The sequence below is a fragment of the Maribacter sp. ACAM166 genome (assembly GCF_005771495.1).
GTDB lineage: Bacteria > Bacteroidota > Bacteroidia > Flavobacteriales > Flavobacteriaceae > Maribacter.
Map to the genome: position 1 here is coordinate 74935 of NZ_VAUW01000014.1, position 23418 is coordinate 98352.

General features: G+C 34.6%; 19 protein-coding genes and 1 pseudogene. 11 read left to right on the forward strand and 9 right to left on the reverse strand.

Translation table 11 applies throughout. From position 1 onward, the window contains the following. The first annotated feature begins 45 nt into the window (after positions 1-45). Entirely contained in the window at positions 46-447 is a 402-nt protein-coding gene (locus ES765_RS11510) for a DUF2452 domain-containing protein (protein WP_138114470.1), read from the forward strand. A gap of 152 nt (positions 448-599) precedes the next feature. Continuing rightward, positions 600-1931, forward strand: a complete 1332-nt coding sequence (locus tag ES765_RS11515) for a serine hydrolase domain-containing protein (RefSeq protein WP_138114471.1) — start codon at positions 600-602, stop codon at positions 1929-1931. Positions 1932-2291: 360 nt separating this feature from the next. Here the strand turns inward: ES765_RS11515 and ES765_RS11520 are convergent, their stop codons facing one another. Further along, positions 2292-3134: a 1,4-dihydroxy-2-naphthoyl-CoA synthase gene (locus tag ES765_RS11520; RefSeq protein ID WP_138114472.1), complete on the reverse strand. Its 843-nt coding sequence runs from the start codon at positions 3132-3134 to the stop codon at positions 2292-2294. Between the two features lie 189 nt (positions 3135-3323). Between ES765_RS11520 and ES765_RS11525 the strand changes: the two genes are divergently transcribed. The 7 genes from ES765_RS11525 (at position 3324) to ES765_RS11555 (ending at position 8651) form a co-directional block, all read left to right on the forward strand. Continuing rightward, positions 3324-4052 carry a phosphatase PAP2 family protein gene (locus tag ES765_RS11525; RefSeq protein WP_138114473.1) on the forward strand — a complete coding sequence of 243 codons (729 nt, stop codon included), beginning with the start codon at positions 3324-3326 and terminating at the stop codon, positions 4050-4052. 258 nt (positions 4053-4310) lie between these two features. Next, positions 4311-5261 (forward strand): carbon-nitrogen hydrolase family protein, encoded by a 951-nt coding sequence (locus ES765_RS11530; protein ID WP_138114474.1) that lies wholly within the window; start codon positions 4311-4313, stop codon positions 5259-5261. Positions 5262-5461: 200 nt separating this feature from the next. Continuing rightward, a complete protein-coding gene (locus ES765_RS11535; RefSeq protein WP_138114475.1) occupies positions 5462-6034 on the forward strand; it encodes a DUF2911 domain-containing protein in 573 nt (190 codons plus the stop codon). 358 nt (positions 6035-6392) lie between these two features. Then, a complete protein-coding gene (locus ES765_RS11540; protein WP_138114476.1) occupies positions 6393-6983 on the forward strand; it encodes a hypothetical protein in 591 nt (196 codons plus the stop codon). Between the two features lie 189 nt (positions 6984-7172). Then, a complete protein-coding gene (locus tag ES765_RS11545; protein ID WP_138114477.1) occupies positions 7173-7646 on the forward strand; it encodes a hypothetical protein in 474 nt (157 codons plus the stop codon). A gap of 421 nt (positions 7647-8067) precedes the next feature. Beyond that, positions 8068-8388 (forward strand): Bor family protein, encoded by a 321-nt coding sequence (locus tag ES765_RS11550; protein ID WP_249356348.1) that lies wholly within the window; start codon positions 8068-8070, stop codon positions 8386-8388. 59 nt (positions 8389-8447) lie between these two features. Then, positions 8448-8651: a hypothetical protein gene (locus ES765_RS11555; protein ID WP_138114478.1), complete on the forward strand. Its 204-nt coding sequence runs from the start codon at positions 8448-8450 to the stop codon at positions 8649-8651. Positions 8652-8801: 150 nt separating this feature from the next. Here ES765_RS11555 and ES765_RS11560 read toward each other — a convergent pair whose 3' ends face one another. From ES765_RS11560 to ES765_RS11580, 5 genes are all read right to left on the reverse strand, one after another. Then, positions 8802-9965, reverse strand: a complete 1164-nt coding sequence (locus tag ES765_RS11560) for a glycosyltransferase (RefSeq protein ID WP_138114479.1) — start codon at positions 9963-9965, stop codon at positions 8802-8804. Between the two features lie 316 nt (positions 9966-10281). Beyond that, a complete protein-coding gene (locus ES765_RS11565; RefSeq protein WP_138114480.1) occupies positions 10282-12498 on the reverse strand; it encodes a tripartite tricarboxylate transporter TctB family protein in 2217 nt (738 codons plus the stop codon). A 221-nt stretch (positions 12499-12719) separates the two neighbouring features. Then, complete coding sequence (locus tag ES765_RS11570; protein ID WP_138114481.1) at positions 12720-14231, reverse strand: DEAD/DEAH box helicase; 1512 nt, start codon at positions 14229-14231, stop codon at positions 12720-12722. Positions 14232-14329: 98 nt separating this feature from the next. Next, positions 14330-15259, reverse strand: coding sequence for a 2-hydroxyacid dehydrogenase (locus ES765_RS11575; RefSeq protein ID WP_138114482.1), 930 nt, complete (start codon positions 15257-15259; stop codon positions 14330-14332). Between the two features lie 3 nt (positions 15260-15262). Next, positions 15263-15772 (reverse strand): DUF6155 family protein, encoded by a 510-nt coding sequence (locus ES765_RS11580; RefSeq protein WP_138114483.1) that lies wholly within the window; start codon positions 15770-15772, stop codon positions 15263-15265. Positions 15773-15944: 172 nt separating this feature from the next. Here ES765_RS11580 and ES765_RS11585 point away from each other — a divergent pair, with 172 nt between their 5' ends. Together ES765_RS11585 and ES765_RS11590 are read left to right on the forward strand one after the other, a co-directional pair. Further along, positions 15945-16808: an RNA polymerase sigma factor RpoD/SigA gene (locus ES765_RS11585; RefSeq protein ID WP_079513021.1), complete on the forward strand. Its 864-nt coding sequence runs from the start codon at positions 15945-15947 to the stop codon at positions 16806-16808. Positions 16809-17582: 774 nt separating this feature from the next. Continuing rightward, on the forward strand, positions 17583-18869 hold the full coding sequence (locus ES765_RS11590) for an interleukin-like EMT inducer domain-containing protein (protein ID WP_171017293.1): 1287 nt from the start codon (positions 17583-17585) through the stop codon (positions 18867-18869). Between the two features lie 66 nt (positions 18870-18935). Here the strand turns inward: ES765_RS11590 and ES765_RS11595 are convergent, their stop codons facing one another. The 3 genes and pseudogenes from ES765_RS11595 to ES765_RS11605 all read right to left on the reverse strand — a co-directional run. Then, on the reverse strand, positions 18936-20273 hold the full coding sequence (locus ES765_RS11595) for a YaiO family outer membrane beta-barrel protein (protein WP_138114485.1): 1338 nt from the start codon (positions 20271-20273) through the stop codon (positions 18936-18938). Continuing rightward, the gene (locus ES765_RS11600) at positions 20273-22645 is read right to left on the reverse strand and encodes a sulfatase-like hydrolase/transferase (protein ID WP_138114486.1); all 2373 of its coding nucleotides are present in this window, start codon (positions 22643-22645) and stop codon (positions 20273-20275) included. The genes ES765_RS11595 and ES765_RS11600 overlap by 1 nt, the downstream gene beginning before the upstream one ends. Before the next feature lie 9 nt (positions 22646-22654). Next, a pseudogene (locus ES765_RS11605) lies at positions 22655-23248 on the reverse strand (glycosyltransferase); the annotation flags it as partial. Positions 23249-23418 lie beyond the last annotated feature (170 nt).

Below are 23418 nucleotides of genomic sequence, written 5' to 3' on the forward strand. Positions count from 1 at the left end.
TCTCGCAAGTGATAAATGAATGGTTTTATTTAAATTTGTAGTGCTATGAAAGAAAATAAAAAACCGGACAATGTCGTGTTCAACGAAGAAACACAGGAGTATCATGGAAAGTTATCACCCTTTGCAACCAGCGTTTCCGCTCCCAAAATAACACCGCCAGATGTTTCCTCTTGGAAAAACACGCATATTGTAAGTGCCAATAATCAGTTTAAGGCTCAATACGAAGAGCTACAGAAATCATATAAAGCATTGATGGATGATTTTGAGTACAATAATTTAGTATACAGTGCCAAATTCAATTTTGAACCGATTGTCGGAAAGGAATATCACCTTTATAGCGCCAAGGACGAAAGCACGTTTCTATCATTAATACCACCAAATGAATGTACGTTCGAGCATTTAGGCAGCTTTAGGCTAACAGGCGATAAAACCTGGGAAAAAATATGAGCGGGGTAATGAGAAATCACTATTTCACCTCAAAAAAAGGGATAATCTACCTACCAAAAAATGACCAATATCGATACTTCTATACTGAAGTATTCATCAGATGTTAATCATATAGTGCGGGTTCATACATTTAAAAAAATTAAAACGAAAAAATGAGAAAAATAAAATGGATTTTAGGAATAGCATTGGTTTCTGTATTGTTGTTAGGTTATTTCAATTACCCAAAACTTAATCTTATTTCTGGCTATGCCTCTAAAAATATGGCCTCGAATGTGTTTATAGCCCATAGAGATGCTGTAGACGTCATTTTGAATGATCACGAAATGACGCTTATTAATTTGGCAGATTCTGAGGTCTCGGAAGCTGATAAATCGGCTACCGCAAAAGTATACGGGCTCATGAAACGAAAAGCGGTTTATAAAGAAGGGTTGGGCGCCGTACTTACCAATAATGAATTTTTAAAACATAGTTTTGATTTAGTTCCTAAAAGAACCATTCGAGCAGACAGTTTACCCTTTCCCTATGGAAATAATGGAATAGCCGATACGCTTTTGGACAATGTGGATTATGCTAAATTAGAAGTTGCCTTCTCAAATGCCTTTAAAGATCCGCAAGAAAAAACCAGAACACTATTAGTTGTACATCAGAATCAAATTATTGGAGAACGCTACCTACGAGGTTTTTCTAAGGACACTCCAATTTTAGGTTGGTCTATGACCAAAAGTGTTTTGGCGACTTTATATGGTATTTTAGAATACCAAGGGAAAATTAAGATGGATGCTACTGCGCCTATTGCAGAATGGCAAAATGATAATCGAAATAAAATAACAATAAATCATTTACTACGCATGCAAAGTGGTCTTGCTTGGGATGAAGATTATTTTAAGATATCAGATGTAACCCAAATGCTATTTTTGGCATCAGATATGACCGTAGCGCAGAAAAAAAATAATGAAGTTGCAGCACCTGGTGAAATTTGGAACTACTCTTCCGGAACCACGAATTTATTGTCAGGCATATTACGAAATCAATTTAATTCGCACCAAGAATATTTGGATTTCCCATACACACAATTAATAGATAAAATAGGAATGAATTCCATGATTTTAGAAACCGATTTGGTCGGTAATTACGTGGGTTCTTCCTATGCATGGGCTACTACCCGTGATTGGGCTAAATTTGGACTTCTATACCTAAACAACGGTGATTGGAATGGACAACGCATATTTTCAGAAACCTGGGTAGAGTATATCACCAAACCAACACACGACTCTAACGGAACGTATGGAGCGCATTTTTGGTTGAATGCAGAGGGTAAATATCCAGATATACCTCGTAATATATATTCTTTAAATGGTTTTCAAGGGCAACGGGTATTTATTATTCCCTCGAAAGATTTGGTCGTAGTACGCACAGGTTTAAAAGAACAGACGGACGAACAATTTAATACACTATTGAAAGAAATAATGCAATCCATTCGTTAAAAGACTTAAAAGTTCAGCCTTATTTATGCAATACCACACTTTTGCATATTTTCACAACAGTATCCTCTTAAATGGCAACATAAGTTTCCACGTACTGCGTTTCATTTCTACATTTACAGTGTTATTAAAAACGATTTAAATTTTTTCATTTTCATATAGTGTTCTCGTAAAAGAGTCTGATCTTCACTGATTAGACTCTTTTTAGTTTGGTTCAACTCCGCTCACCAACCTAAAATTAGAACTAAAGTTATAATTTGAATTTATCAAAATAGCTCGGTGTCAATTCTCTGACCACTAAATCCATTCTCTGAGCTTAGCCGAAGTGAACCATCAACGGACAACCATCAACCATCAACCAAATCACGGTAACCAATTATCTTTACCAAAGTTGGGTTTACGTTTTTCAAGAAAAGCGTTTCTGCCCTCTTTGGCTTCATCGGTCATATAGGCCAAGCGGGTAGCTTCTCCGGCAAAAACTTGTTGCCCTACCATACCATCATCAGTTAAGTTCATTGAAAACTTCAACATTTTTATAGAGATAGGAGATTTTTCTAAAACTTCTTGTGCCCATTGAAAAGCTGTATCCTCCAATTCGTCATGCGGAATTACAGCGTTCACCATACCCATATCAAAGGCATCTTGGGCAGAGTAGTTTCTACCTAAAAAGAAAATTTCACGGGCCTTTTTCTGACCAACCATTTTAGCTAAATAGGCTGAACCATATCCACCGTCAAAACTAGTCACATCAGCATCTGTTTGTTTAAAAATAGCATGTTCTTTACTGGCCAAAGTCATATCACAAACAACATGTAGACTATGTCCGCCACCAACAGCCCAACCTGGTACTACGGCAATGACCACCTTAGGCATAAATCGAATCATACGCTGTACTTCTAATATATTTAAACGATGCTGGCCATCTGTCCCAACATAGCCTTTTTCTCCTCTAGCCTTTTGATCCCCACCACTACAGAATGACCAAATACCATCTTTGGTAGACGGACCTTCGGCAGAAAGTAAAACCACTCCGATAGAGGTATCTTCCTGTGCGTCATAAAATGCCTTGATTAATTCACTGGTTGTATGTGGTCTAAAAGCGTTACGTACATTCGGTCGGTTAAAAGCGATACGGGCTACACCTTTACATTTCTTATAGGTTATATCTTCAAATTCTATGGCGGTTTGCCAATCAGGTGATTTCATACTTTCTTACTATTCAGTTGCGGTATAAAGATACGAGTTCATCGGTCACCTAACCAAATGTAGCGATTGGCTAAAATTTGTATGAAAATGTAAGGGGCGTTATGAAACGAGTTATTTATCCTACGGTATGTAATAGTCCTTTTTTATAATTTCCCCTATGTTTACAACTTAAACATAACGTTTAGTAGCATGAGACAAACCCTTTATGCCTTTATAAAATCTATTCGTAAATTTTTGGCGGATAAGTTACCTCAATACAACGCTAATTTACCCTACCTCATTACGGTATTAATTGCCCTAGTTATAGTCGTAGGAGGGATAAATTTATTTATAGCGTTTACAGAAACGTTAAAAACAGAAGTCCTGGCCTCCTACGATACGGCAATAACTGATTATGTGATTTCGTACCGCTCTCCTACCCTTACTGCGTATTTTAAATTTATGACCAATGTTGGTGATTTTTATGGCTACTTGATGGTACTAGGTCTTTTTCTGGTGTTTTCCCTATTAGTTTTTAAACGCTGGAAATATGTGGTACAAGCAACATTAGTTTTAGCCTTGGCGACAGTTTCGAATATGATGCTCAAACGGTTTATTGATCGTGCGCGCCCCGGAATAGAACACTTGGTTTCTGTAGAAACCTTAAGTTATCCCAGTGGGCATGCCATGAGTGCGATGGCATTTTATGGTTTTTTAATGTTTCTTGTATACAAATTCAACATTTATATAATAGCTAAGTTTTTGTTGATCCTGGTTTTGGCTATTCTAATCTTAAGTATAGGTATAAGCCGAATCTACCTTGGCGTTCATTTTCCTTCGGATATTGCTGGCGGATTCATTGCCGGCTTCATATGGGTAGTATTTTGTATACTTGTTTTTGATTTGATTGAAATATTCAAGAGAGATCCAAAAACGTAATAACCATCGACGTTCGATTTTGAATTACTTTTTAGTTAATTCCTAAGCTTTTTAGTCAACGCATTGAAGTCTTGAGTGGAATGATGCTTTAATAAGTATTGATTTACTTAATTTTAGTTAATAAGTTATCACAAAACAGCTTAGGAGCACTTGACTTCATATTTTGAAACAACGAACTTCGTTGTCATCTGCTATAAGTGCCTTGTAATGAGCTTGTAGAAGTGTAAAACTCCTCTTAGTTCATCGTTATAAAGAAATATGAAATTAAAAGTTTGCTTAGTTCAAGATAGTCCAGTTTTCTTTGATAAGGAGAAAACAATTGAGAAAATAGAAAACCTAGTTAAAACCTACGCAAAGCAAGGTTGTGAATTAATCGTATTTCCAGAATCATTTATTCCAGGCTATCCAAGGGGGTTTTCTTTCGGTGCAAAAGTAGGTAGTAGAACCGATGAAGGAAGAAACCTATATTCAGAATATCATAAAAACAGTTTAGATTTAGAAAGCACTGATCTTAAAAGACTTGAAAAGCTTGCTAAAACTGAAAATGTTTACTTGGTGGTAGGTATAACTGAAAAACAATCAACTAACGGTAGTCTGTTTTGTTCCATGCTCTATATTTCGCCTACAGATGGGTTATTGGGTGTTCATAGAAAAATAAAACCAACAGGAAGTGAACGTATAATTTGGAGTGAAGATAATGGGGAATCTTTAGTTACGTTCAAAACCAAAATAGGAAAAATAGGTGGGCTTATTTGTTGGGAAAATTATATGCCATTGGCAAGAATGGCCATGTATAAACAAGGGGTTGAGATTTATATTGCACCAACAGCTGATGCTAGGGAAGAGTGGACTTCTACCATGAAACATATAGCGTTAGAGGGTAGATGTTTTGTTTTAGGATGTAATCAATTTTTTGAGAAATCAATGTACCCAAAGAAATATCAACACCTCGTAGAAGAAGAATCTGAACAGATGTGTCGAGGTGGTAGCGTAATCGTCTCACCATTGGGTAAATTAATTGCGGGACCTTTATATGATAAAGCAGGAGGGTTAATCGCAGAATTAGATTTAGATGAACTAGTTTCAGCTAAATTAGATTTCGATGTTATAGGTCATTATTCAAGAAATGATATTTTTCAATTTAATGCTTTGAACCAACCTGACATGAAGGTTGAAAAAGGGCTTGATACTGAAACCTCAGAATACTAGTTTCATTAGCTCAGCTACTTATAAGTATACTTCTTTAGTGACTTCTTGTAAAATACATTAGTAAATGCTTGACTGCATATTTTCAAACAACGAACTTCGTTAGTATTCGATAAAAGGTATCTGCGCTGCGCTTGTCGAAGTATTGAAGCTCCTCTTTGTTTAAATTTCAATTAACAATAGTAACCTCAATACATAATAGTATGAAAAATATTATCACAGTATTTGTGCTCATTAGCTTATTTACCTTTAGTACTGTAGCACAAGAATTTCGTGGACTAGACAAGAGTCCGTTAGACAGGGCTTATTTACCAAACAATTTTGCTCATGACAGAAAATTTGCTCCTGAAAGAAAGCTAGGCGAAACACCAATACTCAAAGTTGATTATAGCAGGCCTCAAAAAAATAATCGAGCCGTTTTTGGCAGTATGGTTAAATATAATGAGGTATGGCGTTTTGGCGCTAATGAAGCTACAGAGATAAAGGTTTATAGAGACATAACTATTGGTGGTCAATCACTTAAAACAGGTACGTATTCCATGTTTGCTATTCCAACCGAAAATAATTGGACCATAATATTTAATTCCGACCTAGATTACTGGGGACATTACAGTTACAACAAAGAGCATGATGTAGTAAGAGTTGAGACTCCTGTAATTGAAAGTAAAGAAATGGTTGAACAATTCTCTATACAATTTGAAGATGTAGAAGACGGAAAAGCTGTTATGTACATTGCCTGGGATATGGTACGCGTTGAGCTACCGGTAAGCTTTTGAATATCTTCAACAAACAAGGTATATGTTGGTATAACGGATGTTCTAAAGATGGTTTATTGTAAGAGGATAGAAATATAGTACCAAAATTGGACACCTAGACATAAATTAGATTTCGATTTTCTTAATTTATGTACCGATATACATGTTGAATTTATAATCAACAGATTGAAGCTGCTGGGCCGAGCTGCTTTACATTATTATTGTTAGTTTTCGTTAATAACTTCTTACAAAAGCAATACGACTTCCTTTTACCTTTCTACGGAAAACAGCGAACTTCGTTATCATCCGCTAAAAGGAATTAAAACTCCTCTTAGCTTATCGTTGGCTGCAATTAGAACTGAATCCTCAAATAATTAAAATGGACACTTTAATCATTGCCAAAACTGTTGGATACATGCTTAAGGCAATGAAATTAAAGGAAGACACAAGTTTATTCCGTAAAGAGTTTGCCTCCATAAGACATGGGAATTACTTTGAGTTTACAGAATTAATTAAAGGGGAAATTCCGACAGTTGTAGTCTATAACAAAGGAGATGTTCAAGTAAATAATAAACTTACAAGAGATGAAATCGATTTTGTTGGTTTAATAAAATCAGGTCCTTGTATGCTTAAATTCCATGAAAATTGTTTATGCCAATTCGGAAAATTAGTTGATAATGACATTTCAGATGAAATTTACGAAATGGTAGCATTATTTGAAATTAGTTTAAGAATGCATGCTAACAATAATAATTTAATTAATTATCAAGAAGATTTAATTGATGTTATTTTTAAACTTTCGAAATCAAAAAAGCTACCGAATAATCTAGTTAAAAAACTGCAAAACGGAAGTCGATTTTTAAATATGATTAAGCATCCAAAAAATCAATTCCCAAGTTGGAATGACGGAATTATTGCTTTTAATGAAGCATATTTTTTTTGTCTAAAACACTCACTAACCATAATTTAAAGATTCATCTAAAAACTTGACAAAATATACCATATACAAGTATATTGACCGAAACGGGATTCCATATAAAAAATGGCTTCAATTGGTATTAAATATAGTGACTATGAATTGAAAAAAGATAAAAGCTCTAAACAAACAATAAAAATTGAATTACCATTCGACTTAAAATAAGAAGAACAAAATGAAATAGTGCTTGATTATATATTTGACTTGACCTCTTATAGAGTTGATGATGTTAGAGGAGACCAAGAATATAAAAATAATGGTCATGAAATAAAAACACTTGGGAATATTGAATCAATAAGAGGAGATTTAGGATTATTATATACTAAAATACAAGATTTAGGGAAATTAAAGAGAGTTGGTGGTGATTTATGGTTTAGTGGTTCCGATGAGTTTATTAATAAAGGTAGTTTTAAAATAAAAACATTGACACCACTAGAAAAAGTTAATGGAGCTGTTTCAATTAGAGGCAATTCTCTAACCTCTTTAGGAACACTAAAATACGTAGGTAAAAATTTGAGTTTAAGATTTTCTAAAGTAACTGACTTGGGCAATTTGGAGGATGTTGGTGGAAATCTATTAATTTCAAAATACAATTTAGAATATTATGATTTTTCAAAAATTAAAATTGAAGGCAAAATCAGAAAGTATAACGATTAAATAACTGCAGCTAACAAGAACTGAGGTAAAAAACAACTCTTTTCTTTATTAATTCAACCGCTATTATTTTAAATGACTTTTCGTAATGTCTTTTTTCTGTTCTCATCGTGGATTGAGTTATAAATTTAAAGCTTAACCTACGGTCCAAACAAGTATAGTAACTCCAGTATGTAGTGGCAGACTAAGCCGTAGTACTGAAAAAGTTTCTGTAATGGAGATGGAGCGAATGGCTTAGCTAATTTGGAATACCGTTTGCCAACTTGCAAAAGGATGAGCTTATATTTGTTACAAATTAGAAGAGCCGTGTGAGGGGAGACTTTCAAGCACGGTTCTGTGAGAGGCTTGGGGTGAAATCCCCCTTGCCTACTCGATGCCAAACCAGTAATGCCCAAACGAGACTCAAAATGAGTAATATAAATAAATGTTTAATTTAATTAAAAAAAGAATGATTAAAAATTCAATGAAAACGATGGCAATCTTATTTGCTTCATCAATGTTATTAACTTCTTGTTACTCTTACACTAGTGTTGTCGGAGAAGGAGCAAAAGGAAATTCTCAAACGACTAAATGGAATCATTATGTTGTTTATGGATTAGCTCCTGTTGGAGTTTCTGATTCAAAACAAATGGCAGATGGTGCGAAAGATTATACAGTTCAAACGAGGCAATCATTTGTTAATGGATTAGTATCTGGTTTAACTTTTGGACTTTATACTCCAACAACTACAACAGTGACTAAATAGTTAATGAATTAAAGAAGGAAGGTAATTTAAGAATTGCCTTCCTTTTGAATAACCTTATAATGAAAAAAATATTTTTTTACATCTCAGCTATACTTTCTTTAATATTAATAGTTAATATAATTCAAATAGTAACAACCGATTTTGAAAGGTTGACTGAATATGGGTTTGGGTATTTAATTGGAAAAATAATTCTTTTCGGAATATTTTTATCTTTAACTCTTTTAACAAAAAAGCACATTAGGGAAAAGGAAGTAACTGAATAAAAGCACTATTTACAAAAAAGTGTATAATTAATTTATTGATAATAAGTTGCTTACGAAAATACTCGCAAATTTTTTATTCGGTTTTTATTTTTTTAATTCCATGCTTAACCATGTAAAAAACCAGATACATAATCGATAACGAAACTTTAACTACCTCCTATTCTTCTCCTCAATCCATTTGCCCATAAACTTCGTACTTTGAAATGTTTGGTATTGTAACAACGCTCCAATAAAATTTTGTTGTCGGTGCGTTGACAAGTTCTTTTGAAGTTCCTCTATTTTTTTTGTAATTATATGTTCCAAGCTTTTTTTTGAATACAAGGTATTGATAAGGGTTTTACCTTGTTCCTGCGCATTTTCCCAGGTGAGTTTAATAGTATATAACCGCACTGCAGCTTGAGCATATGCCGCATGGTCGTTTTCAACATAGCCGTTCCACTCCAAAATGCCCTGCATACCTTCTGCGCCGATGGTGGTGGTAACGCTTGGTGTACCATTTTGCATGGCAGATACCAGCTTTCCTTTAATTCCCGCTCCAAAATGCAATGGGGCCAAGCATACTTTAGCGGCTTGCATTACTTCGTTTACATCATCTACCCTTCCCTGTACTAAAAAACCTTCTTTTGGATTGTGCATTTCCAAGATTTGTTGGGGTAAATAGGCTCCGTAAATATTTAATTTAGCCTTTGGTAATTGTGCATGAATTAAGGGCCAAATAGCTGTTTTTAAATAGTTGATTGCATCAATATTTGGTGTATGTTTTCCTCCACCAATGAACATAAAGTCCGTTCTATTCTCGAAGGTTGTCCACTTTATATCCTCTGCTATTTCATCAATCATAAAAGGAAGTAACAAAAGTAGACTTTTGTCCATTTTTATGACATCGGTAAGCAAATCAAGTTCAAAACTAGAGATGATTAGCGAAAGATCGCAACGATACATACTGGCAATTTCGCGTTTGGTCTTATCATCTTCTAACCAGGCTTTCGTAGTAAATGGAATTTCCTTCTTGAAACAAAGTTCTCGAACATGACGTAGGCTATGTAAATCTTCCGTATCAAGAATACGTAAAGCATTTGGAACCTGTTCTACCACGCGCCATCCAAATTGTTCTTCACTTAAAAATCTATCGAAGAGAACAACACTGGGTTGAAAATCGGACACAAAGGCATCAAAAGAAGCATTATTAAGTTCAATTACTTGCGTTTGAATATCTCTAGAATTCAAATCTGCCGAAAACTCAAAATTAGATGCAGCAGAAGCTACCGTAATAGTATAGCCTTGTTTTTGAAATACAGCCAATAATTGCATCATACGTTCTCCAGCAGCAGTAGAAGCTGGTTCTGGCCATACGAAGGCAATAACAAGAAGCGTTTTAGTATTAGATTTGATAGGAGACGGAATTTATTGGGTTAGTTAAAGAGCGGAGTACAAAGTAAATGAAACAATGTACATTTAGCAATTAGCAATTAGCAATTAGCAATTAGCAATTAGCAAAAATACAATTTAAAGAGAACTGTCAGTATGGGGATAATCGTAGACTTTTCGTGGTCTGTTGCCTTCGACTGCGCTCAGGATGACATTTCGTCAAATGAACAACAACGAACAACCAAATCTTAGTCCCTAGTCACTAACTCTTGCTCACTACTCCTATTTCATCTACTACCACTACCCCATAGGGCGTTTGGTCAAAAATAAATTCAATAGTTTGCAATTGTCCTAGATTAAAATCGGGATTCTTAGCTGTAAATGTTTCCAAAGGAAAATGAAAAGTTTGTAATTGTACTTCCCACTCTTCACCGATCATTTCTTTATCTAAAAATTTAAATTTAGTAAAACGTGTTTTCAATGGTTTAGAAATACTTTTTATATCGCTTACCTTAATTGAAGTGCTTGCACCAAGTTCATCTGTCAGTTGAATACTGAAATCTAATTGTGGTATTTCCCGCTCCTCTTCTTCATCTATATCACGGTCTTTTTCCTCTTCCGTCTGGTTCACGTTTAACCATTCATGGTCACCAGCTGCCAAGGTCATTTGCAACGCTGAATTCGTAGATAACAGTACTTTATCTGTCTCGGACAATGAGATTGTATAAACCCCTTTAACATCTGATTTTGTAGGCTTCTCATAATCCCAACCTAAAATGACAGCACTATTTTCCTGACTATCCTCATCACGAGAAGGTAAAATATCTTCTTTCCATAATGCCATGTTTGAAGCAGTTAAAAGCGTGCTATCGGTTGCTGTGGTGATGTCTAAGTCTTCCTCAAAATTTGCTATCATTTTCAAATTAGAGGGTTCAAAATGCGTCAAGTAATGTTCAATAGGCAACCATTGCTTGGCGAGTGAAACATTTTTAAAAATAGGTAGATAAGTAGAATTCTGCTTTAGGCTCGCCTCGGCAAAGGCACTTATAAACACTTTAGCAGTCTCTTGCTGTTGCTTTTCTCTTAATAATGGATTTAGGTTTAACAACCATTTAGACGGAACACCAAAATCTGAATTCCCCCAGGTTGAATTGAACTGGCCATGGTTGGCGTGATGAATGTAGACTCCTGCTTTAAACCCAGGAATAGAATCTGTGAACTGTAACCTACGATAGGGACGCATTCCCCAGAAACTCACTTCGTCTGAATCGTACGATCCCTGTAAACTTAAAAAGTTTACATTTTTAAGTTTAATTTTACGATGGTACCGATAATCTGTTGGTGCCAAAGCAACCACCCCTTTTATATTGAAATTAAAATTGAATTTCTCTTTTGCCTGATCAGGAAAATACGGCAATTTGTTATACGCTGCTGCAATAGAGACAGCCTCTCCACCCCTTGAATGGCCTACTAACATGATATTCTCCATATCAACTTTTTGCGCTAAATCATGACCAGTCTCTGAATTCCAGTTTTGCCATTGTTCCAAATGTTTCAAAAGTAACCATGCCCTGGCTGGCATTTCCTTACCCATAAAGTCTCCAGACCAATGTCCGTTCAGAAAATTCTCATCTATGGATACAGCAATGATACCTCTACTTGCCAATAAATTCCCCAAATAACCATAGCCATCGTCAGAATAATCAATCATGCTATGATTACCATGTACAATTATAGTCAATGGAAACGGGCCTTCTCCATCGGGCATATATACCCTGCCATTTAAAGGAAAGTTCTCAGCACCAAATCCCCAATATTGTTCACGCCATTTTTTCTTTTTCCCCTTCCAATCAGGTATAAGCCATTTCCCGTTTACAGTATTGGTTTTATACGTGACACCGCTCGCAAACTCCTCACGTTGTTCATCAGTGCCACTACCATAGGTAAAGGTTTTTATCCCATAAGAGCCTTCGGCAGCTGGATTGTCAAAGTACGGAGTAGCAGACGCAAAATTATCAGTTTGTGAAAACGCCAAAGGAACTTCTTTATCAAAAGGGTCTGAACCAGTATTAATCAAAACAAACAATACATAAACCACACCAATTAAGGTGGTGCCAAATAAGATACTTGAAAAAAATGATTTCCTTCTTAGAAACCAATTGAATGAAATACAAAAAAGAATACCTATACCAATTATAGCACTAAAGAAAAGGGTTGGCCAGCCAAAACCAATATATTTCAAAATTACAAATCCTAAAATTCCGCTAACTATAGCAGAAATTGCTGTTCGTGGAATTTTTTTAGACCCTTTACTAATAACATTTAGAATACCATAAAGAATTGCATTTATTGTAATGCCTAGAAGAATCCCTAAGAGCATCATGATTATAGGATGCCATCCGGTAAGAAAATGATAACCGGCTATACCATAAAATAAAATTGTTAATAGGAAAATAAAGGATAGGAGTCGGTTTTTCATACGTGTTCGTTATTCTTGTGGTTCAAGAGCATGAATTTAACCATCTTATAGGGATATTGACAATCAATAGAGAATTTTTCGAAATTCTTTAATAAAGGGGGTGGATATTAAAGAATTAACTCGCCAATCGCCGTAATACTAGAATATCTAAATAATAATTAAAAGAGAACAATATCGTACGTTGGTATACATACAATTCAACCAACATCTAAGTTTGATATTTACATTTTAGATGCAAATTTTTTGGAAATTTTGGAACGCAACTTTCGTTCATAATCTTCTTCTAACCATTCTTTGTAGTTCTTGGTGTTGTTCATGATGCAATAGGAATATTGACGCACACGATATTTTATTTCTTCTTTTAGCTTTTTTGCAAGAATACGGGCGTCAAAAACATCTTCTGAATTTTCAGAACAGATTTTTGCGTGTTGTTCGATACTTTTCTCCAACACCAATTTAGATTTTTCTCCATTAGCAAAACTCTTTTTGTATTCTGCTTTGATGTCAAAATCGATATCAACCGACTTGGCGAACTCTGCTCTTAAAACTGCCGGCATTTCGTAGACGAATTCCCTTTCAATATCCTCATCGTTTTTAATATTCTCTAAATAGAAATCTGGAAAATGGAATATTTCTTGCCAGTCAATTCCAGCATTCCAAAGTCCGAAACGGGCAACGTTGTTTCCCATGTCAATGACATTGAAATCTTCCTTTTGGGGTAAATAGCGTGACCCACGCCCAATCATTTGAAAGTAAAGCGTAAGTGACCGGGTAGCGCGGTTTAGAATAATAGTTTCTACACTTGGTTCATCAAAACCTGTAGTTAAAATACTTACCGAAGTGAGTATGGCATCGGGTGTTTCCTTAAACCATTGTAGTATATCTCGTCGCTCTGAAGCATTATTTTTGTTATCTAGATGTCGAATGTTGTACCCTGCTTTTTTAAAGGTTTCACAGACATATCTAGAAGTGTTTATTCCGTTATTGAAAATAAGTGTCTTTGTACCTTTTGCAATCTCGCTATAAGCAGCCACAAGTTTATTTAGCATGCTATGGTTACCGTACAACTCATCTGATGATTTTACGGTGTAATCACCACTAATTCCTAGTTTTAAACTCTGCAGACTAACATCATAGTTATACATGTTCGCCTTGGCCAAGAACTTCTTCTGAATCAACGATTCAATTGATTCCCCAACAATCAACTTTTTATAGTTGTCTTTCATGGGTAGTTTAATATTCGAACTTAGTGGTGTAGCGGTAACACCTATAATCACTGAATTCTCAAAAAACTTAAATAACTTTCGAAAAGAGTTATAATGGGCTTCATCTATAATAACCAGCCCAATATTATTAATTTCAATTTTCTCTTCTTGAAGTCTGTTGTTAAGGGTTTCGACCATGGCTACAAAGCACATGTATTCTTCTTGGTCTTGCCATTCCTTAACTTCACTATTAATGATTTTATTCTTTACTCCAAACCCTTTAAGCATCTTTGAGGTCTGCAGGCTCAATTCAATTCGATGAGTTAGCACTACCACCTTTTTCTTTGTCTTTTCTATAAACCGTTTTGCTATTTCAGAAAAGACTACTGTTTTGCCACCACCCGTTGGTAGTTGGTACAATAGGTTCGAATTATCACCAGTATCATCCAAATACTTGAAAATAGTATTTAAATCTTCCTCTTGATAATCGTACAAGGTCTTTTCGGTAATCTCTTTCTGTAGCTTCAAAAGGGTTGTAGGCGTTAAACAGGTTTATAATGCAAAAACCTTATAAAATTATGTGATTTTTGTGGGTAAAAGAAATATAAATCTTGAATTTCGAAATATTAATAGCCATTTGCCATGTCTACCTTATGATTCAGTTCCTCGTTATTATGTAGTCGTTTGTAGTTTTCTAATAATTGGGGAATTACTGAATTTGTGTCTGAAACACTTGCATAATGGGGAGTCATATGTATTTTTTTATGATTCCAAAAGGGGTGTGCCTGTGGTAATGGTTCTGTATGATAAACGTCTAAACATGCCCCAGAAAGGTGACCATTATCTAATAACATTAGTAAATCACCATCGACCAAATGACCGCCTCTAGCTACATTTATGATATACCCATTTTTAGGAAGCTGTGCTAAAAGGTCTTTATTTAAAAAACCTTCTGTTTCTGGCGTTAATGGTAAAAGACATACGAGTATATCTGAAGATTTAAGAAATTCAGAAAGGGCTTCTTTGCCTGAGTACGTATTTACATTCTTGATGTCCTTTTTACTTCGACTCCACCCCTGAACATTAAAACCAACTCTGGTTAGGTCAGATGCAGTAAGCGCACCTAATTCGCCAAGACCTAGAATACCCACGGTAACATCTTTAATACGTAAATATTCCAAAGGCTGCCATACGTTTTCAACTTGATTTAACCTGTAGGCATTCAAATTTTTAAGATGAGCCAATATAACCGCCAATACATGTTCAGACATATCGCTAGCCAAAAAGGGGTCTACGATACGTGTGATAGGCACGTTTGTTGGACGTGTGGGGTCTTCAAAAATATAATCAACCCCTGCCCCTGCCGATGCAATGCATTTTAAATTGGGATAATTGGAAAGTGACCCAGGTGGATGTTTCCAAATAATAGCCATGGTAATTTCATCTTTGGGATGGTCTTCTAAATAACTATATACCTTTAATGTACTGTTTGCCTTTAAAAGCGCATTTTTCCAAAGTATTATTTTATTGTCTTGTCGAATGATAACTATTGCCATTATTTAATCTAATATATCCAAGGCTTTTGAAAATTCATCTTCAAAAAGCCATTTTTGGGATTGGGTTTCTTTATAAATAGTAAGGATTCGTACTTTAAATTCGGGTAAGATACCTTGAACGACTGTATATTGTATTACTTCGTTGAACGAATTTAGCATACTTCTATAAAAGGAATCGGGCACATTTTTTTCCATTGAAAATGTTTGCGCAATTTCAAGATTAAAACACATTACATCTGCAATTAAATGTGAATCTACCCCTAATTTTATAAAATGTTTCAAGAATTTTTGAGCCACAGATCGTCTTGCTTTTGGTCGTCTTCTTTTTAAAGGAAAGTATTCATTTGATATTTTCCCCTTAGCTTCTTGAATCAATTTTTCCTCTTTCGGATTGAAAGCAAAATCATAATACGTCTTTACAGTCGGAAATTTTTCATAAAGCTCTAATAGCTGTTCTTCCAATGCCTTTTTAGGTAATTTAGAAAGATATGTTTTTAAAGCTCTTTTACTCATATTTAATAGCTGTGTAGGTTCAAAAATAAGGCATACTCGTTTAATGACCTAAATGCATAATACTTTGTTAAACCTTATAAATAGTGTAGAAGTATAGCTTAGTTTGTTTGGTATTGACAATAATAAGTGGTATACTGTAAACTTGTAGAACTTCTAAATTCCATACACACATATGAGGCAACTAAAGATTATCAAGCAGGTTACGAATCGCGAGTCTAAATCACTCGACAAATACTTGCAAGATATCAGTAAAATTGATTTGATTACTGCAAATGAAGAGGTAGAGTTAGCACAAAAGATAAGGGAGGGTAGTCAAGCAGCTTTGGAAAAATTAACCACAGCAAATTTAAGATTTGTGGTTTCCGTAGCAAAACAATATCAAAATCAAGGTTTAAAATTACCTGATTTAATCAATGAAGGAAATTTAGGTTTAGTAAAAGCAGCCAAAAGATTCGATGAGACTAGAGGATTTAAATTTATATCCTATGCGGTATGGTGGATTAGACAGTCTATTCTACAAGCCTTGGCTGAACAATCAAGAGTAGTTCGTTTACCATTGAACAAAATTGGTTCTATTAATAAAATTAAGAAAACATTTTCTTACTTAGAGCAGGCACATGAACGTCCGCCATCTCCTGAAGAAATTGCTAAAGAATTAGAAATGACAGTTTCTGAGGTAAAGCAATCACTTAAGAATTCAGGTAGACACGTATCTATGGACGCACCTTTACGTGAAGGAGAAGATTCAAACTTATATGATGTATTGCGTTCAGGTGAATCACCTAGACCAGATAATCAATTGTTACAACAATCTTTGAATACAGAAATCAATAGAGCGTTGGATACATTGTCCCCTAGGGAGGCTGATGTGGTAAAACTATATTATGGTATTGGTGACCAACAGTCAATGACTTTGGCTGAAATAGGACAAACATTTGATTTAACTCGCGAACGCGTTAGACAAATTCGTGAGAAAGCAATTCGCAAGTTACGTCATGCCTCTAGAAGTAAGTTGTTGAAAACATATTTGGGATAGAATCAAATACATCTATATAATAAGAAAGCATCCATTTGTAATGGGTGCTTTCTTATTTAACCCTAGTATCAACCTAAGAATAGGTTAATTTATTGATGTTGAAATTAACCAGAATATCATTTAAATCCTGAATAAAATTTTGATAGGATGGAAAATCTTGATTTTGGTGTGCCATGAGAATTTTGGTTTTTAGATTTGTGGCTTGGACTGTTTACATATAATCCAATTCAGCTAATTCGTTTATACTTAAAATTTCATTTAAATCTTGAAGAAATAACAGGTACTCTTCACCGTAGGTATCGTAAAGCATGTGTGTAGGTTTAATTATTACATTTTGATTTGGGTAACTACTTCTACTAAAGTAAATATATAGTGTAGATTAAGGTGTGACAATTAAATGTGGTGAACCTTTTTGTTTTTGTGGTAAAACCTATAAAAAAGTGTTGTTTACTTAAATTATCGCTAGTCACTAATTTGGAAAAGGATTCTATAGTGACCGTTCATCCGAGTTAGTGGTTTTTAATCGGCGAATTAGTTGTTCCAATACCTTGACGAATGTTTTAGAATTTCAAAATCATTTACATCTTACTAGTAAATACATTAAAAATAAGTAGCGTACTGTTTCTACGTTGTACCATCTGATATACTTTCTGAATCTTAATAACGCTAAGTAAACTACAATATGAAGCACTTAAATTCGTTAATTCATACGCATCTTTACGAGTGTAAACACAATCAAAATTAGATTTAAAAGAAATGATAAATTCTTCCGCTATGCTATTCATTATCCTAAGAACCAATGTACTTCTGCCTATTCTCATTTTAAGCAGTGTAGTTCATAGTTTGGCCATTGAGCCAATCATTAAAATAGCACCTATTTATGAGCATATAGAACTACTTTTAAATAGCCATAGTTTTAATGCGAAGCAACGAAGCACCTTTAGTTTTTTATCCCAAACAGAATCTATAGAGCGCGGATTAACGGTTATTCATTTTCATGATTCAAAAAATATTGAATATAAAACCTTTGATACATACGGTAGTAAAGCAGAAGCAGAAGCATTGTTGACCGTGCTGACTCAAATGATTGAGAGCAACGCAAATTTCGCACTATTGGCCCATGATTCTGCAGCTGCAAGTCTAGGAGATTTAGCAAAATCATTACAATCACTAGGGTTTATTCAATTAAGCAATTTACAAGGAAGACAGGCGTACATTATGCATAACTTAAACGGTAGTATTATTGAAGAAGTAAATGACATGTCGGTTATTAAAACTATTTCAGTGTCTTCTGAAATTTTTGATAAGCATAGTTACTTTCCTAAAATAACATATGATTTTGAGCCTAATATTGATAGATATATTGCACATGCAGGCGGTGAAGTAAATGGGATAAGATCAACCAATTCAAAAGATGCCCTAGATCAGAATTATAAAAAGGGATTCAGAATTTTTGAATTGGATATTATAGAAACTTCCGACAGGCATTTAGTTGCAGCACATGATTGGAATATGTGGGCCCGTTTTACAGATTATACTGGTGCCTTACCTCCTACTCATGCTCAATTTATCAAACGAAAGATTTATGGGGATTATAGTACATTAGATATGGAAGGTATAAATACTTGGTTTAAAGAGCACCCAGACGCTACTTTGGTGACCGATAAGGTAAACGACCCACTTGCTTTCGCTGATGCCTTTATTGATAAAAACCGGCTTATTATGGAGCTATTTAGCGTTATGGCAGTTGAAAAAGCATCTGAACATAATATACATGCCATGATTTCACAAGAACCATTACTTGGATTAAAAGGAGATAAAATAAACTTCTTAAAAGTGAATAATGTAACATATGTAGGTCTTTCAAGAAGAATGATTGCAAGTCAAACTAAACTTTTACTGCAACTAAAGGAAGCAGGTATAAAAGTGTTTGTATATAATGTGAATTTTGACCCAGGGAAGGATGAAGAATATGTACAAAACAACGAAATAGGCCTTGTTTATGGGATGTATGCAGATAAATGGATATCGGATATGAATTCTAAAAATTTTACTAAATAAAATTTAGGAATTATTAAATCGATCGAATAATTTTCTATTCGGATATACTATTCGGCTGTCAACAACCTAAAAATTAAATTGATAGGTTAGTCCGGCAGAGAATGAATAAAAGAAACTTCCAGGGACGAAAGATTGTTCCTGACGCAATACACCAATATTCGTTCGATAAGAACTTAGATTATTTTTACTCGTAAACTGATACTCACAGCTTAACCGCTGAGATTCGATATACAATAAGGTCTCTGCCAAAATTTGATTTCCTGATGAAAACTGCCTCAACTCAGGAGAAAATCCGATTCCGAAATTGATTCCCATATAGTTTTCAGCATCCTTTAAATATTTTCTAATTAATATATTTCCCGATGCTTTAGTTAATTGATTAGGTACAGGTGTTATATAAGAACGTAATGAGAAGTAGTAATTTCCTCGGTAGTAGCCTAACGAGTTTGTTATCGACTTTACAGCTCTTGTGGCAAAACTAATATATCTACCTCCGGCTGAAAATTCAATACCACTTTTGTGATTATAATAAATATCTCCGCCGACTTTATGGTTTGGATATAGTTCTGAATTAGAGTATCCATAATTCAAATACGCATAGAATCCTTTTGCAATTTTTGGATAAAGGTCTAAGTCCAGTTGAATACCGTTTTTACCCAAACGGTTACTAAGGTTTAGCCGAGGTATAATGCTACCATAGGCTGTTTGTCGCTTGTAAGATATGCTTGAAGAAGTTATTGGGTTATAACTTTGGTCAAAAATGGTAACCGAACTATTGACCGCTACCCTATTTTTTTGCTCTTCTTCAGTAACAGGTGTTTTTCTTATAATTGGAGCACTTTTAACACTACTAGAATCTGTAATGGCTATTTTATTTGCCTTGTTCTCGCTATTTTTTGGGGTAAGAATGGTGTTAATGTTACTATCGACATTATACCAGCCTTTTTCAACGTATGTTGTATTATCAATACCTTTTTTTGCTAAATTTTTAAGCCTTTCCAATTCACTATACTCATCTAGGTACAATAACGCCTTATTTACCAGCCCTAATGCGATGGAATAGTTTTTAGCATAGAGTTCGTTCTTTACTGCAGATATCCATGCCTCCCGGTTATTTTTATCATTAGATAATACATCATTGAATACTGAGCGTGCTTTTTCATAATTACCTTCCCAGCTAAGCGTACTGGCCCATAGTGTTTTTACATTGGCATTACCAGGCTGTTCATTTACCAATGTGCTCAACATTTTAATAGCCGTTGAAGTTTTACCGTCATAAGCCAATACATAGGCAGTTTCAAAACTTCGTGTATTACTCTCTATAGTGTTCGCATCTTGTCCACTAACCCTGAGAATACAGCTTAGTACTATGAAAAAAACGCTTTGTATAATCCTATTCTTCATTATTTTGTGGAAGCCAATGTGCTTTTAGTAGGCCTATGAACTTTAATACCTGCATTTCTTGCCAGCGTACGTGCCCTAGAAATTTTCTCTGCAATTTCGCTGGCACTTGAGCTATTTTCTTCAACTAAATCTATTAGTTCCAAACCTTCAATTAATTTATCAGACCAATAATAAATATCAAACAACGCGGCATAAGAATCAATGTAATTAGGGTTTAAATTAATACACTCTTTCAATATTTTAATGGCTTTCTCATGGTTTCCTTTCCATGAATAGACCCTACCCATAAGTATTTTAGTATCTATATGACTGGGAGCTTCGGATAAATTATAGCGACATAATAAGAGTGCTTTGTCCCATTTTTTATTCCATGCTAATTCCCTAGCCTTGAAATAACCTTTATCAGAATCCTTACCATCATAAACACTGTTAAGCCAAACCGTTTCACTTTCCGTAAATTTTTCCTTTTGAATGGAGAAAATGGCCAAACTATCTGGTATTATCTTATTCTTGGCAGTTACATAAAGGTTCATAGATTTAAACGCCTCTAGTTTAGATTCAATTTTTGAACCACCGCCATATGAAGAACTAACGTCCATATTAGCTTCAAGTTCCATAATATCTCCATCCGTATATAAGTTTTTTCCACTTACATATTCCTTTAACTCATTCTTGTTTCTCATTAGTGGAATATTTTTAATGGATCGAAATGAAGTTTCCATATCTATTGCGCCACCCATCCACGCTATTTTTTTTGGCATTTTTAATTCATAAGTACTCTTCAACATAGCCAAAATAGAAGGCGTGACATCGAAATGAGATGATACGGAACTCATTTTACGTGTTGTCTTTAACATTGGGCTATACATAATCAATGGAACATGAAAACGGCTTATGTTATTTCGTTGCGGTATAGGTATCAATCTATGATCACCAGTAATTATAAATATGGTATTATCGTAATTTGGTTGTGATTTATAGGCGTCCATAAACCACTTAATCGAGTCATCGGTATATAAAAGTGTAGCAAAAACATTGTCATTTTTTTCGATAACATTTTCGACCCTTGAATCATACGCTCCCATAGAGAGTAACTTCTCTACCTTCTCCTCATAAAAATATTGATTTGGTGGAATAAACGACTCATGTGTGCTTATGGTCATATAAACCTCTAATCTAGGCTGATTTTCGTCTCTTGTTAAACTAATACTTTTCTTGAACAATTCTTTATCTGGATAGCCCCAAGAGGAGCCAGTAGCATCTTCTGCTTGTTGTTCGTAGTTGACTCCAAAGCCTGATTTATCGAGTACAAAATCAATGTTTTCACTTTTAAGAAACCGATCAACCTTATCGAAAGAACTATTAGTGCCTTGGTAAAAAGAAGTATGGTATCCATTGTTTTTCAATACACTGAAAAGGGTCAATTTATTCGGGAATTCTTCCAACTCCATAAATCCACTTTTTCCAAATGGTAAAGAGCCTAATAATGAGGGTAATACGCCAAAAGTTCTACCGGTATTACTAAGAAAATTTTCCCAGTAAAGGGACTTGGTACTTAAAGAATCTAAATACGGAGTGAAACCACCAAACTCTGCCCCTTCTCCCATAAAATCTCTACCAAGACCTTCAACCATTATAAAAACGATATTCGGTTTTTTTTCCTTTAATTCGAAATACGCTCCCAATACATCTTCAATATTGTCGTTTTTAATTAATGGAAATTCCTCATCTGAAGTATAGGTATTATCTTCTGTACTACTGTTATATAAGTTAACAGCCAAGTATTGTGTTTTATTTTGGTTAATGGGTTTACCATCGGTAAATAGGGATCCAACAAATAAGCTGAAAAGGATAATAGTAAACGGATACATTCTACTAATTCTATTATAGAATTTTGAGGTTACTCTGTATAGCCCTAAGAAAATTCCGATTAGAAAAATTATTCCAATCAGCACATAAATAGAGAGCATTAATCCGCCAGAGTTGGCTATGGTTATTTTAATATCAGAATAGCTATACCCCAAAAGGTCTGACCCTAACGGAACTAGGGTTGTGCAGTAATACCCAATTAACATTGCCTCGATAATCAATATGAAACCCAGTAAAACAAATACAAGGTTGAACCCATATTTAGGCCTGAAGTTTTCCCAAAAATTAAAAGGAAAAACTAGAATTATACCAATTATAGCCGTGAAGCCAATTTGATGAATTAAAGCCTTTACCAAACTCGTAGATAGTATAGCATCTAACACCCCTCTATAATACAATATACCATATTGAAAAAGTGTTAATACTAGCATACATCCAAAAAAGGATATCATAAGCCTAGTATATTGCTTTAAAGTATATCTATCTATAGTACTCGTATTCATTTCTTGAAGTTAACTAGCTTTTGCAAATCCTTTTCTGACCTGTGATCCCCAACCGGTTTTCACGTTAAATAATTTTTTATAATTGCCCCTAACTGCAGCGTATACAATTATAGGGTGAAATAAGAATGGTTCTAATAAGGCAAATCCCATTAATATTAATATATCTTTTGTCTTTTTGTATTGATTGTATGAATACACGTCCCACAGAATAGCGTAAAATGATATCATTATTGAAAAAAGATAAATAGCCGTAGTAATAACAATAAAGAATTCCCAATTCAAAATTCCTAAGTAGGCAAATAATAAAACCGTAAAAAACCCAAAGAATTCTAATAATGGAGATAACCATTCATAAAAGAACCAGTAGGGATAACTCAATAATCCCAATCTACCGAACCTAGAATTAAATAGCATATCCTTATGCTTAAATAAGGTTTCCAGATTTCCACGGGCCCAACGATCTCGTTGATTGACAAGAATGTTTAACTCTTCAGGCACCTCTGTCCAACATAACGGATCGGGTATATATTCTATGGTATAGGGTTCTTTACGATCATGCATATAGCGCCGCATTTTAAAGATAATTTCCATATCCTCACCTACCGTATTGGTGTCATAACTGTAGGCTTCCCCGTCTTAGGACACCTCTAAATTCGATAAATAATTATTATTTAGGTCAGGTTTGATGAAGAATTTAAATTCTTCATCAAACCTGGGCATACACTCTTTAGGTGATTTATTACCTAAAGATTTATGTGGGTGGTTGAAGTTAT